The sequence below is a fragment of the Vibrio crassostreae 9ZC13 genome, assembly GCF_000272045.2.
GTDB classification, from domain to species: Bacteria; Pseudomonadota; Gammaproteobacteria; order Enterobacterales; family Vibrionaceae; genus Vibrio; species Vibrio crassostreae_C.
The window spans coordinates 301,903-315,247 of the sequence record NZ_AJYZ02000042.1; the positions used below are offsets into that span (position 1 = coordinate 301,903).

At 43.3% G+C, this 13,345-nt stretch carries 10 protein-coding genes and 2 pseudogenes; 3 read left to right on the forward strand and 9 right to left on the reverse strand.

Annotated elements, in window-relative coordinates; translation table 11 throughout:
* Positions 1-386: 386 nt before the first annotated feature.
* Positions 387-1,385: a hypothetical protein gene (locus A136_RS20075; protein WP_017063978.1), complete on the reverse strand. Its 999-nt coding sequence runs from the start codon at positions 1,383-1,385 to the stop codon at positions 387-389.
* Between the two features lie 239 nt (positions 1,386-1,624).
* Here A136_RS20075 and A136_RS20080 point away from each other — a divergent pair, with 239 nt between their 5' ends.
* The gene (locus A136_RS20080) at positions 1,625-1,864 is read left to right on the forward strand and encodes a PAS factor family protein (protein WP_004733935.1); all 240 of its coding nucleotides are present in this window, start codon (positions 1,625-1,627) and stop codon (positions 1,862-1,864) included.
* A 145-nt stretch (positions 1,865-2,009) separates the two neighbouring features.
* Here the strand turns inward: A136_RS20080 and A136_RS20085 are convergent, their stop codons facing one another.
* From A136_RS20085 to A136_RS20105, 4 genes are all read right to left on the reverse strand, one after another.
* On the reverse strand, positions 2,010-3,734 hold the full coding sequence (locus A136_RS20085; protein WP_029235178.1) for a methyl-accepting chemotaxis protein: 1,725 nt from the start codon (positions 3,732-3,734) through the stop codon (positions 2,010-2,012).
* 618 nt (positions 3,735-4,352) lie between these two features.
* Positions 4,353-4,769 (reverse strand): MarR family winged helix-turn-helix transcriptional regulator, encoded by a 417-nt coding sequence (locus A136_RS20095; RefSeq protein ID WP_017063981.1) that lies wholly within the window; start codon positions 4,767-4,769, stop codon positions 4,353-4,355.
* Positions 4,747-5,742 (reverse strand): CDF family Co(II)/Ni(II) efflux transporter DmeF, encoded by a 996-nt coding sequence (dmeF, locus tag A136_RS20100; protein WP_017063982.1) that lies wholly within the window; start codon positions 5,740-5,742, stop codon positions 4,747-4,749. Before dmeF ends, A136_RS20095 begins: the two co-directional genes overlap by 23 nt.
* A gap of 276 nt (positions 5,743-6,018) precedes the next feature.
* Positions 6,019-6,891 (reverse strand): LysR family transcriptional regulator, encoded by an 873-nt coding sequence (locus tag A136_RS20105; RefSeq protein ID WP_017063983.1) that lies wholly within the window; start codon positions 6,889-6,891, stop codon positions 6,019-6,021.
* 214 nt (positions 6,892-7,105) lie between these two features.
* On the opposite strand from A136_RS20105, the gene A136_RS20110 reads away from it, so the two are divergent.
* A complete protein-coding gene (locus tag A136_RS20110) occupies positions 7,106-8,365 on the forward strand; it encodes an adenylosuccinate synthase (RefSeq protein WP_017063984.1) in 1,260 nt (419 codons plus the stop codon).
* 103 nt (positions 8,366-8,468) lie between these two features.
* Here A136_RS20110 and A136_RS22435 read toward each other — a convergent pair.
* Positions 8,469-8,588, reverse strand: a pseudogene (locus tag A136_RS22435) (transposase); the annotation flags it as partial.
* Between the two features lie 29 nt (positions 8,589-8,617).
* Positions 8,618-9,681, reverse strand: a protein-coding gene (locus tag A136_RS20120) for an IS3 family transposase (RefSeq protein ID WP_141707908.1) whose coding sequence is annotated in 2 segments (ribosomal slippage) — positions 8,618-9,438 and positions 9,438-9,681 — 1,065 coding nt in all. Because the reading frame shifts where the segments join, the coding sequence is not laid out codon by codon here.
* Positions 9,682-9,742: 61 nt separating this feature from the next.
* On the opposite strand from A136_RS20120, the pseudogene A136_RS20130 reads away from it, so the two are divergent.
* Positions 9,743-10,531 (forward strand): annotated as a pseudogene (locus tag A136_RS20130) (dGTPase); the annotation flags it as partial.
* Positions 10,532-10,645: 114 nt separating this feature from the next.
* On the opposite strand, the gene A136_RS20135 reads toward A136_RS20130, so the two are convergent.
* The gene (locus A136_RS20135) at positions 10,646-11,983 is read right to left on the reverse strand and encodes a DNA-processing protein DprA (protein WP_017063988.1); all 1,338 of its coding nucleotides are present in this window, start codon (positions 11,981-11,983) and stop codon (positions 10,646-10,648) included.
* A complete protein-coding gene (locus tag A136_RS20140) occupies positions 11,983-13,302 on the reverse strand; it encodes a helicase-related protein (protein WP_017063989.1) in 1,320 nt (439 codons plus the stop codon). Before A136_RS20140 ends, A136_RS20135 begins: the two co-directional genes overlap by 1 nt.
* Positions 13,303-13,345: the final 43 nt, after the last annotated feature.

Sequence of the window (13,345 nt, forward strand, 5' to 3'; positions counted from 1 at the left end):
TGACCTTTGATTTAACTTGTGATTTTAAGTCACAGATTGAATATCAGAATCAATATGATTTTGACTTTTCATTCAAATTGAAATGCTAAAAACTGTTATTTTCGGCTGAATGCATTGACCATATAAATATTTGATCAACCTTAATTCACTAAGATAATTAACCAAAAATATAAAAAATCACCGATAGGAAAAAATAAACTTTAAATCGGCAAAAATCATCCCAAATACGCCGTAATTACTGACCTAAGACCAGATACCATTGCGAGTGATATCACTAAAACAGCTTGGATATAGCCATCATACATGTGCTAGCAATACACACGTATAACGGAATATAGGAGCAAGAATTTGTAGGATTTTGAATGTATACGTCGGGAGTTTTTCAGTTAACCGTCAGTGCCAGATGAATAATATGCATCCAATAGTGAAATAAAATTCACCTTATCAAGTTCATTAAGTTGATTAATTCCAGCCGCTGCTTTTCTTCCTCCGCCAGTCGCAAAACTTGAGCAAATTTCGTCTGCACCCGTTCTATTTGATAATGGCGCACGTAAGCTCACCGTGTAAGACTCGCCGTCTTGGTTTTTCGTTAATACTGCTTGCGCTCGGTTTGGATCTTGATTAACGATTTCATTACCAAATACGCCACTGATGCGCCTTGCCCAAGTCTCGCCTGGTAGTTCAAACACACGTGCGACTTCACTTTCATAAACAGGAGCAAGGTTTGATAACTGCTGGCAATCATTTTGATAAGCAGCTCGCAGTCGATAAAACACCGAGTCTTTATCATCCAAAAGATCAAACGGGTTCGGGTATTGATAAAGGGTTTCGTAGAGCTCAGCTGGCGTGAAATGCAAATCACTGAGTGACGAACCGTAACCGTTGTAGTTAATCAAGGTACCTAGCTCTTCTAGAAACTCTTTTTGAGATTGAGCGAATCCATTTTCATCCGCTAGCCGCGCCGCCACCGTTTTTAGATTGTCGCCAAAGGCAGCTGCGATTGCCCAAGCCACATGCGCACCATTCAGCTTCTGGTTAATCAGCAAGCTCGTGCAGCTCTCTGGCGCGGTATCAATCAGAGTATCTAAATGACTAGAAGTTGGGACATCCCCTGTTCGGTGGTGATCGCAATAAAATACATTGATGTTTGCGTCTAGCAGTGAGTGCAGTGCAGGCAGGTTTTTCTCCATCGATACATCTAAAACGGTAACGGAAGAAACATCACCTTGCTTACCCGGCTCCATAGTTTGAGTAACAACTTGAGAGACCAACTTAATATCACGCTTAACACCAGTAATGAGCACGCTCTCTCTTGGCTCACTTAATCGCAGCTGTAACAACGCGATTATGCCATCTGCGTCTCCGTTGAATACGTCGTAGTGCATGTTGTTCCTCTTCCTATAGATTTAACCGTTTGCCAGAAACGCGCCAATTCGTTTGTGTGTTCGATAGTCTGTCATTATTTTAGTTATATTTCACAGATACTTAAGTCTATTTTGGAATGCCTTATTCTCATTAGATTGAAAAGATAAACGCATTAATAATATTGTATGACTTATGTCACAGTAAAAGAATACGAAAAGATTATAAAATAAGCGCCTCCCACTTAATGATAAAGAGACGAATGAACACTACCACCACTCTTGTTTATGACACTTTGAAAAGCCTTGCTGCTCACGCTCCTGAGCAACATGCCGAGATTCGCCAGCGTTTATATGAGCAGTTGAGCCTGCCATTTAACAAGCAGCTCTCGTTATACGCTAATGTGCTTGGTCCTATCAGCTCAGGTAAGTTAGCGGGATGCGACAATATTGATAAAGCGGTTGAACTGGCACTGGATGTGCTGGAAGGCCGAAATAAGTAGTCCCCCCTTTAATACGCAATATAACGGCCCAGATCTTCCCCCAGATCGGGCCGTTTTTTTATTCTCGTCATTTATCTATTTGAATTTCAGGCACAAAAAAGGCGTAGATGATCCACGCCTTTTGTTTTAGTAAGTTCTATGTTGTTTATGAAGTCTTGAACTGCGCGACCGCTTGGTCCATATCGTTCGCTTGCTCTGCTACCTTGTCCACTTCAACTAAGCAATGCTGCGCCGAAGCGTTATTGTCGTTCGAGATAGTGTTCAGCTCAGTAATTGAGTCACTCACTTGCGCCATTACTGCGCCCTGCTCTTCAATCGCTGAAGCAATACGTTCTGAATTACCTTGGATGCTTTCCATGTCGCTCAAGATAAGTTGCAAGCTCGCATCCAGCTCTTCCGAATCTTTCAGCGTTAGTTGACCTTGTTGATTACACTCGCCAATCTCTGCCATCGACGCCTGCATCTGGCTTTGAATTGCACTCACCACTGAAGTTATCTCTGTGGTCGATTGATGCGTTCTGCTTGCTAGTGCGCGTACTTCATCGGCAACTACCGCAAAGCCACGACCTTGTTCACCCGCACGTGCTGCTTCAATTGCTGCGTTCAATGCCAATAGGTTAGTTTGTTCTGCAATGCCTTGGATGATGTTTACTGCATCGCCGATCTGGTCAACATGATGGTTCAGTGAACTGATCGAATCTTGGCTGCTTGAAAGACGTTCAGACAACTGGGTGATGTTGCTGATGGTTTCAACCACCACTTCACGGCCTTTATCGGCATTCACTTTCGCTTGATGTACACCTTCAGCGGCAACCGATGTGCTTTCAGAGATCTCGCCAATGGTGAGTACCATCTCTTGAACTGACGTTGTCATTGTAGATGTGTGATTTGCTTGAACTTCAAACTGTTTGATTACTGACTCTAGCTCATCATGCATGTTCGATGTGCTTTGTGTCAGTTGCAGTGACTTAGATTGAGAGGCAGCGATAAGCCCTTCCAGTTGATCCAACAGTTGGTTGAAGTATTGGCCTAGCGTGCTGAGTTCGTCTTTACCATCTAGGTGAGAGCGAATAGACACGTCGTTTGAGTTAACGATATTACGGATAACCGAAAGCAGTGACTCAATTTTGCCAATGATAGAACGGACGATTAACCAGCTGAACAGAATGATCGACACAAGTAGTGTGACGCAAAGGATGTTGTTGATCAGCGATAGTTTGTCCATCTCTTGCTGCGTTTGTTGGTCTAGCACCGCCGAGAATTCTTTAAACTGAGTCTCGATAGCATGAGAACCCGAGCGAGCTTGCCCAAGCAGACCTTCGTTGTGCTTCAAGCCAATCACTCGCTTTTGCTCAACCACTTGGCGAGCAGCGTCAATCAAAGCAGCTGAGCTAATCATATTTGAAGTTATAGAAAGAACACTCGGGTCAAACTCCCCCTTCTCAATTAAGTCATTGAGCAGGTAAAGCTCGATTTTTTGTTCCGCACTGGCTGTCGCGCTGATGTTATCGAGCAAAACATGAAACTCGCCTAGCATACCTTTGTCACGTGATAGCCCATAGACTTCGCTCGCTTTAACTAAGTTAACAAAGCTGGTGTGGTAGGTTTCGATGTCTTCACGTAGGTGTGTGCTGTTGGCTAAACCTAAATCACTGAGCACTGTATCTAGCTCAGATTCAGACGCTAAGAATTTTTTGTAGTTTACGTCGAACTTGTCGAGGTATTTCATATCGCTACGCAGTAAAAAATCTTTCTCGTTACGGCGAAGGTTGAGCAAACGCACTTCAAGCTCTTTGGTAATTTGTTTGGCTTCGCTCATTTGAGCGGTGGTGTCTGCAAATTGTGATGTGGTAAACAGCAGTGAAATCATGCCGAAGATGGAGAACATCCCCAACGAATAGAGCTTTTTCTTTATGTTCATATACGTGGCTCGTCTTTACTAAATTAACTATGAGTATCCAAATAAATCGCATCAAAGAATGGATATCCAACTTGCGCGACCTGATTATTGTTATATTTTTTGTATCAGTAATGAGCACTAAATCTAGCGACTGTTCAGCCCACCAGCAGTGACATTCTCAATGGTATTCAAACAGAGAATGAATCTTTTCACTAAAGATAAAAGCATCAATAACACAAATTGAATACATGTACATTAGTTGAATGATAAAAGTGAGAGACAGCTATTTGACGGAACATAAATGGCTTGAATGTCACGGTATACAAGGCATTGAATTAAAAGACTTTGACGCACATTTGGATGCATTATTTATGATGACATTTTTTTGGCTCTCCAGAAGAGCACGAGCGAAGCGCAATATTGGAGGTTTTGACTTGGTTTTTAAACAGTGAATCCGTCTATTGATGATTGTACAGTAGAGCGTAAACGGCGAAAAAAATGGACCTACTCAATTCGAGTCAGGTCCATCTTTTGATTTTCTAGTCAATCGCTTTGCAGCTAAAGAGTTAGGTGCGAATTCAAGGCTGGCTAAAACGCTTTTACCATCTTGGTTAGGCACTTCAATAACACCGCTTTCTCGTCTTCTTCGATATCTTGCGTCAGCTCATTAACCAAATTCAAGTGAAGCTGATTGTGGTGAACGTGTATCTTCTGCCCTTCATCCGTCAAGGCAACCACAATCGCACGACGATCTGTTGGGTGTTCATGGCGCTCAATCAATTCAGCTTTAACCAACTTTTCTATTTGAACAGTAAGTGTACCCGTGGTAATACCCAACTTTTCAGCGAGCTCTTTCATTCTTAACGCACCATGCATACCAAGTACTTCAATGGTGTGTACTTGAGCCAGGGAATAACCCATCTCTTTGACAACAGACTGCTCCCACGAAGACATTTTATCGTAGAACTCAGTCAGTATTTGGTTAAGCTGTTCTATATTTCGCATGGTCGTTTGAATGCACTTCAAGAGTAAGATGATTAATCTTATCAAACTTGGCGAGCATTTGTTTATATTCAGAGACGGTTTTATCACTGTTTGATTCAAGAGTAATCGCTGCTGAATAGTGATGCCCACTCACCTTCCACATGTGGAAATCGGTAACCGACGCATAAGGCGTTAAGGTTTCAGTCACTGAATCACGATAATCTTGGTCGATATTCTCATCAAGCAGGATTGGACTGGTTTGTTTCATAAGGTTCATCGTCCACTTAGCAATCACGAATGCGCCAACCATTCCCATTGCTGCATCTAACCAGTTCCAACCGTAAAACTTACCAAATAGCAGCGCAACAATCGCAAGCAGCGAAGTTAGAGTATCCGCCAACACATGCATGTAGGCTGCGCGTAGGTTGTGATCATGATGGTGTCCGTGATGCTCGCCATGTTTATGACCATGGTCGCTGTCGTGCTCATGGCTATGTGAATGACCGTGATTCTTACTATGATTGTGGCCATGCTCGTGTCCGTGATCATGATGGTGATCGCCAAGTAAAAACATACTCACCACATTCACAGTTAAACCAATACAAGCAACGATGATCGCTTCATTGAACTGAATCGCTTGTGGGTTAAACAAACGATGTACTGATTCCACCAGCATCAACAATGCCACAATCCCCAATACAATCGCGCTGGTGTAGCCCCCTAACACGCTGACTTTGCCAGTACCGAAAGAGAAACGTTCGCTCTCGGCATGTTTCTTCGCATAACGGTATGCAAATAAGGTGATACCAAACGCTGCGGCGTGCGTCCCCATGTGCCAACCATCGGCAAGCAATGCCATCGAGCCGTAAATAGTACCTGCAACAATTTCGACAACCATGGTAACGACGGTCAATAACAGGACATAGAACGTGCGTTTCTCACCTTGACTGTTATGTGAAGAAAAGTTGTGTTGGTGACGTGTTGGAAAACTCAAAATGGCGTCCTTAGCTTGTGTTTGTGGTTAGATGATCGTTGCAAATAAAAGCCTTTTGATTGACAAGTAATTTGATAATCAAAGTAATAATTTGAAATTTAGTTTGATTGTCAAACTTTGTCAACGATGAATTTTGAAACTCTGATTTGCGGGACGAATAGTTGATGGTGAGCGCTAGTTTGTTCCAAAGATTATTGATTCAGTAAAAACGAGGCTTTCCAGGGACAAAAAAGCCCACTCGAGGTGCGCTGATTGAGTCAAACTCAATGATTGTATTTATTTGTTTTGCAATGAAATAATCTCATCATTCACCCAACCTAACAGCTGCTTGGTTGCTTTCGACAAGACTTGGTTCTGCCGAACAATATAACCAAGACTGGTGCTCGAGAAGTTGGTCAATGGTGTCACTTTCGAATGCAGGTGCTGCTTGGTTGATACCGCAAACTCCGGGACAATAGCCACACCAAATCCCGCTTCTGCCCAGTCGATTTGAGCATCGACACTCCCTACTTCCATCACCCTATAATTAGGTAGATTAAGGCTTGGTAAACCTTCATCAATAAAGTCACGCGTTCTCGTATCATGACCTAGTAGAATCAAAGTGAGCTCTGCATCAGAGTCTCGGATATCAACCCCATCGCCAAGCGCACACCAAGAAAGCTCTTGCAGCTTAGTGAAATACAAAGACTCGTTGTGCTGCTCTTTGGCGATAACAAAACCAATATCCGCTTGAGCATTTTTAACTAAATTCGATGCCTGAGATGACGTGGTATTCAAGAGCGTAAGGTCAATACCGGGATACTGCGCTTTGAACTTCTGGAACGGACGAATTAGCAAAAATCGAGAAATGATGTCACTTACGGCAATGGTTAACGTCCCTATTTTAAGGTCGTTAATGGCATTGAGATCGGCCTGACAAATCTGCAGTTCGAGTAGCGTTCTTTGGCTTGTTTCCAATAGCCGTTCACCCGCTTGAGTCAATTGAAAAGGGCTTCTCTCTATCAACTTTATGCGTGTTTGTTGTTCCAGTTGTTTTAGGTGCAAACTCACATTGGGTTGTGTCATGTGCAGTGCATCGGCCGCTTTCCCAAAATGCTTGTACTCCGCAAGCGTCACAAACGTCTTCAACAAATTAATATCGAGCATCATGTCCTCTCTCTCGTGTCACTAATATCATTCCCTAAAAGTAAAGAATGCCCCATCGTCATTCCCTACAGTGAGGAACGAACGTGATAGGGAATCTCGTTTGTAGCTTAAGACTTTAAGGATATATGAAATCCTTATCAAGATAATAAAGATAATTAATTTCTCTTATCCACCTTGTAGGCCTAACATGATTCCTCAATCAGTTAGGAGAAAAATTATGCCATCTATCGTTGTTGTGGGCGCAAACTGGGGTGATGAAGGCAAAGGCCGCATCGTCGATTTTTTAGCAGACCAAGCTTCTGCTAGCATTCGTTTCCAAGGCGGAAACAATGCAGGTCATACTGTGGTAAATGACTTCGGTACATTCAAACTGCACCAACTACCTAGTGGTATTTTTAATCCTAATTGTACGGCGGTTCTTGGCCCTGGCATGGTGATCAGCCCTGCTGCGCTAACTAAAGAGATTGCAGAAGTTCAAGAGGCTGGCATCAAAGTGAAAATGGCGATCTCAGATCGTGCGACACTGTGTCTCCCTTTACATGCTCTTGAAGATACGCTTGAAGAAGAGCGTTTGGGCGATGGCGCTTACGGCTCTACACGTCAAGGCATTGCACCAGCGTACGGCGATCGTGTAATGAAGAAAGGCATTCTTGTCGGTTGGCTGAATCAACCTGAAATTTTAGAGCAGCGTATTCAATTCCTACTTGATTGGAAGATGCCTCAGCTTAAAGCGCTCTACCCTCAATGTGACTTCTCCCAGACTGCTTCTGAAATGACAGAATGGCTACTTGAAGTAACTAAAGCGTGGCGCCCGTTCATCTGCAACGTAACTGAGCCGCTTAAAGCGCTGCAATCACAAGACGCAAACCTACTGTTTGAAGCTCAGTTAGGCGCAGGTCGCGACCTTGTCTACGGTGAATACCCTTGGACAACATCTTCGAATGTAACCGCAGCTTATGCTGGCATTGGTAGCGGTTTACCTGCACTTCGTCCTGAACGTGTTATCGCTGTTGCTAAATCATTCAGCTCGTCTGTTGGTACTGGCACGCTAGTAACTGCAATGGAAGAACAAGACAGCTTCCGCGAAAGCTCTAACGAATACGGCGCAACTACGGGTCGACCACGTGATATGGGTTACTTTGATGCAGTGGCAACTCGCAACGGTGTTGACCTGCAAGCTGCAACGGAAATCGCACTGACTAAGATTGATTGCCTGTCTGGTTTGTCTGAGCTTAAGATCTGTACTGCTTACTCAGGAGAGCACACAGAGAACCCGATTTGGCCACAAACGGCTGAGCTAAAGCCCGTATATGAAGATATGGCTGGCTGGGATGAAGACATCACGGGTTGCCGCACGTTTGAGAGCCTTCCTCAAGCAGCGCAAGATTACGTTACTCGTATCGAAGAGCTGATGGGTGTGCCAATCGTGATGGTATCGGTAGGTCCAGAGCGCGAGCAAATGATCATTCGAGCTTAGCTTAGAAGACGACAAGATCTACATCAAAGCCCACATTCAGTGGACTTTTTTGATTGTTCATAAAGAACGAGATAACACAAGGAATTACAGGCACAAAAAAGGTTCATCGCGGCTTTCCGGGGAAAGCCGCTTTTATCTTCAAGAAGAAGTAGTCGGTATCTCGATACCCATACCCCATTCGCTTGATTAGCTTTATCTTGTTGTTTATCCCTTCTAGGGTGCTGATCTGCTCCAGTTAGACTGGACACCGCATTAAGCGACATATTGTTTTTCAAAGTTAACTGGGCTTAGATACCCAAGAGCACTGTGCCTTCTTGTTCGATTATAATCAACTTCGATATATTCAAAAAGTGCTTGGCGCATCTCTTCTCGCGTCATTATCGGCTCGTATTGGACGGCTTCTACTTTCATTGAATGGAAAAAGCTTTCAACACAGGCGTTATCCCAGCAATTTCCCTTCCTACTCATACTTTGTTTTAAATTATGGGCTGAGATTAAGTATCTGTAGTCTTTTGAACAATATTGACTACCTCTATCACTATGGATAATCACCCCTTCGGGCATGCCTCTACGGAACAATGCCATTGATAGCGCATCACAGACCAGAGTCGCGGTCATTCTGGTGCTCATTGACCAACCAACGACTTGCCGTGAGTACAAGTCGATAACAACCGCTAAATACATCCAACCTTCGCTTGTCGCTAGATAGGTAATATCTCCAGCCCATTTTTGGTTCGGTGCTGTTGCATTAAAATCTTGCTCAAGCAAGTTCGGGGCAATGGTTTTTACATCGTGCTTATTACCATTTGCCTCTAGTTCTTTTTGAATACGCCTTGCACCGTCGCGTTCCTTTTTATCATCAAAGACTTCTCGAACTTTGATATCAAGCTGCTTTCGGTGCTCGTTGCGTTGAGTGACTTTATGGCGATTATCAATCCAATAATAAAACCCACTTCGAGAAACCTCAAACACCTTAGCCATACGGACAATCCTATATTTCATCAGGTGTTCGAGCATAAACTCATAGCAATCTACTTTAGATTTTTCGCGAAGTAGGTGGCGGCCTTTTTTACGATATCTAGCTCTTCAGCTTGCTCAGCCAATAACCGTTTGAGTTTGGCATTTTCAGTGGCGAGCTCCCTTTCTCTATCGCTGATTTTCGCATCTTTTTTGACGGCTTTACGCCACCCATAAATTTGAGATTCATACAACGATAGCTGTCGTGCGGCAGCAGCGACACCGACTTTCTCTGCTAACTTAAGTGCTTCGGCTTTAAATTCAGGAGCATGTTTGATTCGTGTTTTCTTAGTTGTCATTGTTCACCTCGTTAGTGATTGTACTCACTTAACTCAGTGTCCAAAACTTATGGTGCGGATCACTCATTGCCGCTCCCCATTTTCATACATAATGGAAGCTGCGGATGATATTTCCTACGGGATTGCAGACATTGAGGATGCAGTTGAAAAAGGCATTCTCACCGTAGAGCAACTAAAAGATGCTTTAGACGACGAATACCAATCTCTTGTAAAAAAGTACGGGGTACAAAGCAATGACGAGATGAGAAGGATCGTTAATGTCGCCAGTGAAAGCGCTTCAAAAGCTGATAACTGTGCGAACAGCCACTTCTTCATTACTCTTCGTGTAGAAATAAACAAACGCCTACCACAACATGCGTGCAAGCAGTTTATAGATAATATAGAGAAGGTATTTCATGGGAGCTTCAATAGGGCACTAATTGAAGATCATAGCGAGAATCATGCATCAGTTAAAGCTCTTAAGAATGTTGCTATGAACTATGCTTTCTGCGATCCAGAAGTGGAAAAAAGTGAGCTACAAGGATATAGAATCATTACGGGGTTACTTGATGCGTATAAGCCCTTATTACTATTGAGCAAAAAGACTTTTACCAACATTGAAAAAGCCCCTCTATACGAGAGAAGACTCTACAAGAAGCTACCCAACAAGCATCTTCGAGCATACGAAATAGCGATACAAACATTAAAACAAGAAAAAGATAAACCGGCTGATCCTCCTTATTTACCCTACGACTTTGATAACGATGTTTGGGAGTTTTATTTTCGAGTCCGCCTCATCCAAGACTATATTAGCGGCATGACCGATCAGTACGCTTATGACGAATATCGTAATCTACATGTGTTGAACTAACTAAATGCAGATAATTTAAGTTGTCGTAACAATAACGATATTTCTTAGTTCAGATAAGGGAAGTCACCTTCCCTTTTTAGTCGCTGTTAACCTGCTAACTGCGATAATTCACCTTCAATTTTTATCAACCCATTGATATCTAACCGGTCTTGTTAGTTTGGTTATCAAATTTTGTTCTAGAGCGAGGGATAACCAGCTTTTCACCTGCCCTTTATGCAGGCCTGATACTTCAACAAGTTCCGCTTCTGATATTGGTTCACGAGCTGCAATTGCAAGATACTGAACAAACAATTGATAAAAACTCTCTTTGGATACTACAGTAGGCGTAGCTTCAACCTGTGTAAGGGCTTGCGCCTCTTCTGATATCACCGCCTCAGCTACAAGTTCTTGTTCTGATTGTTCTTCAAATTTGATACTTTCTTTATTCTCTTTCCCTGATACATCGTCAGGCTGAGAGAAAAGAGTAGCTTGTGGCTGACTGAATAAATCATTTTGACTATTAGTGGTATGGTTAGAGCGACTAACTAATAAAGATTGGATATCTAAATCTTCAATAACACCACTACACCACTGTGCGCCAGCCGCAACTATTGCTGCATTGCCAGCTGCAGAGTCTTGAGTTTGCTTGACCCAAGTAGGAACCCAACCTTTTTTAAGGTTCTGAAGTGCACCTTCCCACGTGCCGCCTTTAGAGCCAGAGTGAACAACAACGGAAGTATCCGCAAGACAATAAATGTACTTATTGCGGTCCATTGCATTAAAACGGTTAAAGCCAGCTTCTGGGTTAAAAGGAGAGACAAGAGCGACGTTTCCATTCATTAAGCCACTACGGTACTTTGCTGAAGTAGAAGCTTTCAACAAACTATCAGCAAGTATGCCAACCACTGCACCACCAGCATTCATAGCCCCTAGCATTGAGGTTTCGTCAACACCTCGTGCCCCACCTGAAACCGTACCCAAGCCCACACTTGCAGCTTTGCATCCAACCTGCTCAGCATATGCAAGATCTGCAGGAGTAGCATTACGCGAACCTACAACTGCAACACCACCAGCCTTCAGTAGATCTTTATCTCCGCAACCATAGAGTACAGGAGGAGCCTGGTTACCTAATTTATGAAGTAAACGTTTAGGGTAACTATCTTTATCTGCACGGGTAATCACCCACAACCCAGAACGGCTCCATTTCTCGAGTGCTAACGCCATGCTATGACCGCGTTTTAATAGAGATTCAATTCGTTCTTGAGTGACTTTATTTTTAGGGTCTCGCCACTGCGACAATAACGCTTTCTTGTCGTTATCCAGCAAGTCAGCGGGACTGAGTTGGCTATCTCTCAGCCACATAGCGAAACGTGCCCATTCCGCATTAGTGAGCGGCTTTGCTGCGTCTTTGTCCTGCTTGCCAAAGTAACTGGTAAGCAGGATTATCGCTTGTGCTGTTGTTGTTAAATTCATTAATCATTTACCGATGTGGAAGCTAGCGCGACTGGGTATACTTTACCACTGCCAGCTTGCTTCAATAATGCAGCACCTACCGTGAAGGTCCATTTCGAACGAACTACGTCATCAACTAATAAAACACTACCTTCAGGTCCCAATTTAGTGACCTTGAATGCACCATCTAAGTTCGAGCACTGATGATATCGATTCTGCTGCCATTTCTGTGGTTCATTCTCTAATACTTTATCCAAAGAGTCCACGAAAGGAAGGCCCAACTTATCTGCTAAACGTTTTGCAAAATCAGGAACTAACGTCTTATGGTTTAATGAAGGAATACAACATACCCATGTTGGAAAAGCATCTGGTTTCCAACGTTCAGTTATCATCTCGACTGCTGCATCTACTAACTCATCTCTAAAGTGGTTGTTGTGCTTGTCATCAGCCACCATTTGGCCCCAACCGGCATCTCCCCAACGAGAGAGAATTCGACCAGGTTCTGCTGCTAAATCACCCAGCAACCTCGGAAAGTCATATTTGACGAACGTTTTCGCCGCTTCATCATTTGAGACTGCTATTTGTTTTCTTGGCTCCATTACCATTTCGCTTCGGCACAAAAAGTCAGCCGCCTTTTGACCAAGTGCAGTATCGACGTCGGTAGGCAATAAGTCTTCACCAATACAATTTCTACATTTACCACATGGCTCATCAGAATGATCATCTAAAGCATTACGGACATTAAGCATGAGGCAGTTTTCTGTTGTTAAATACTCCCCTATTTCAGCCCACTCAGCTTCTCTAATATCAGTAATTTCCTGGACTTTATTCATGTCCATTTGGTAAGGAACTGGGTTTCGATGCCATTTTTTCCCAACATTCCCAACAGGGGCTGGGTACTCAGCAGCTAAAAATTTAAGTACATGCTCAATTCTCCCTGGTAGATTCGCTTCCTTCTCTAGGCCTTCCGGTGTTAAATACTCAACAGGATCTAGAGCCTTCAAAATGCGATTTACATTTGCTTCTGTAGGAAATGCCGTTTTTCGGAAAAAGTCGTGAATTCTGGAATCTTCTTCTCCTGACATTAGAACACCTACCGCAGAGTCAATGCCTCGTCCAGCACGGCCAACTTGTTGATAGAATGCTACAATTGACCCCGGAGCTTGGAAGTGGATAACGAAACCTAAATTTGGCTTATCATATCCCATGCCTAGAGCCGTTGTTGCAACCAAAACTGTCAACTCATCGTTTAGCAATTGCTGTTCTAAGTACTCACGATACGCATCGGTATCCAACTTATCTCGCTCATTAACGAAGTCCGAATGCGTAACGAATGACATGGATTCCCCCTACCGAGGATCTGCCACACTTATGTGGTACTTA

Coding starts and splice junctions, on each gene's coding strand:
- A136_RS20075 (WP_017063978.1), bottom strand. CDS start 1,385: ATGCACTACGACGTATTCAACGGAGACGCAGATGGCATAATCGCGTTG.
- A136_RS20080 (WP_004733935.1), top strand. CDS start 1,625: ATGAACACTACCACCACTCTTGTTTATGACACTTTGAAAAGCCTTGCT.
- A136_RS20085 (WP_029235178.1), bottom strand. CDS start 3,734: ATGATTTCACTGCTGTTTACCACATCACAATTTGCAGACACCACCGCT.
- A136_RS20095 (WP_017063981.1), bottom strand. CDS start 4,769: ATGCGAAATATAGAACAGCTTAACCAAATACTGACTGAGTTCTACGAT.
- A136_RS20105 (WP_017063983.1), bottom strand. CDS start 6,891: ATGATGCTCGATATTAATTTGTTGAAGACGTTTGTGACGCTTGCGGAG.
- A136_RS20110 (WP_017063984.1), top strand. CDS start 7,106: ATGCCATCTATCGTTGTTGTGGGCGCAAACTGGGGTGATGAAGGCAAA.
- A136_RS20135 (WP_017063988.1), bottom strand. CDS start 11,983: ATGAATTTAACAACAACAGCACAAGCGATAATCCTGCTTACCAGTTAC.
- A136_RS20140 (WP_017063989.1), bottom strand. CDS start 13,302: ATGTCATTCGTTACGCATTCGGACTTCGTTAATGAGCGAGATAAGTTG.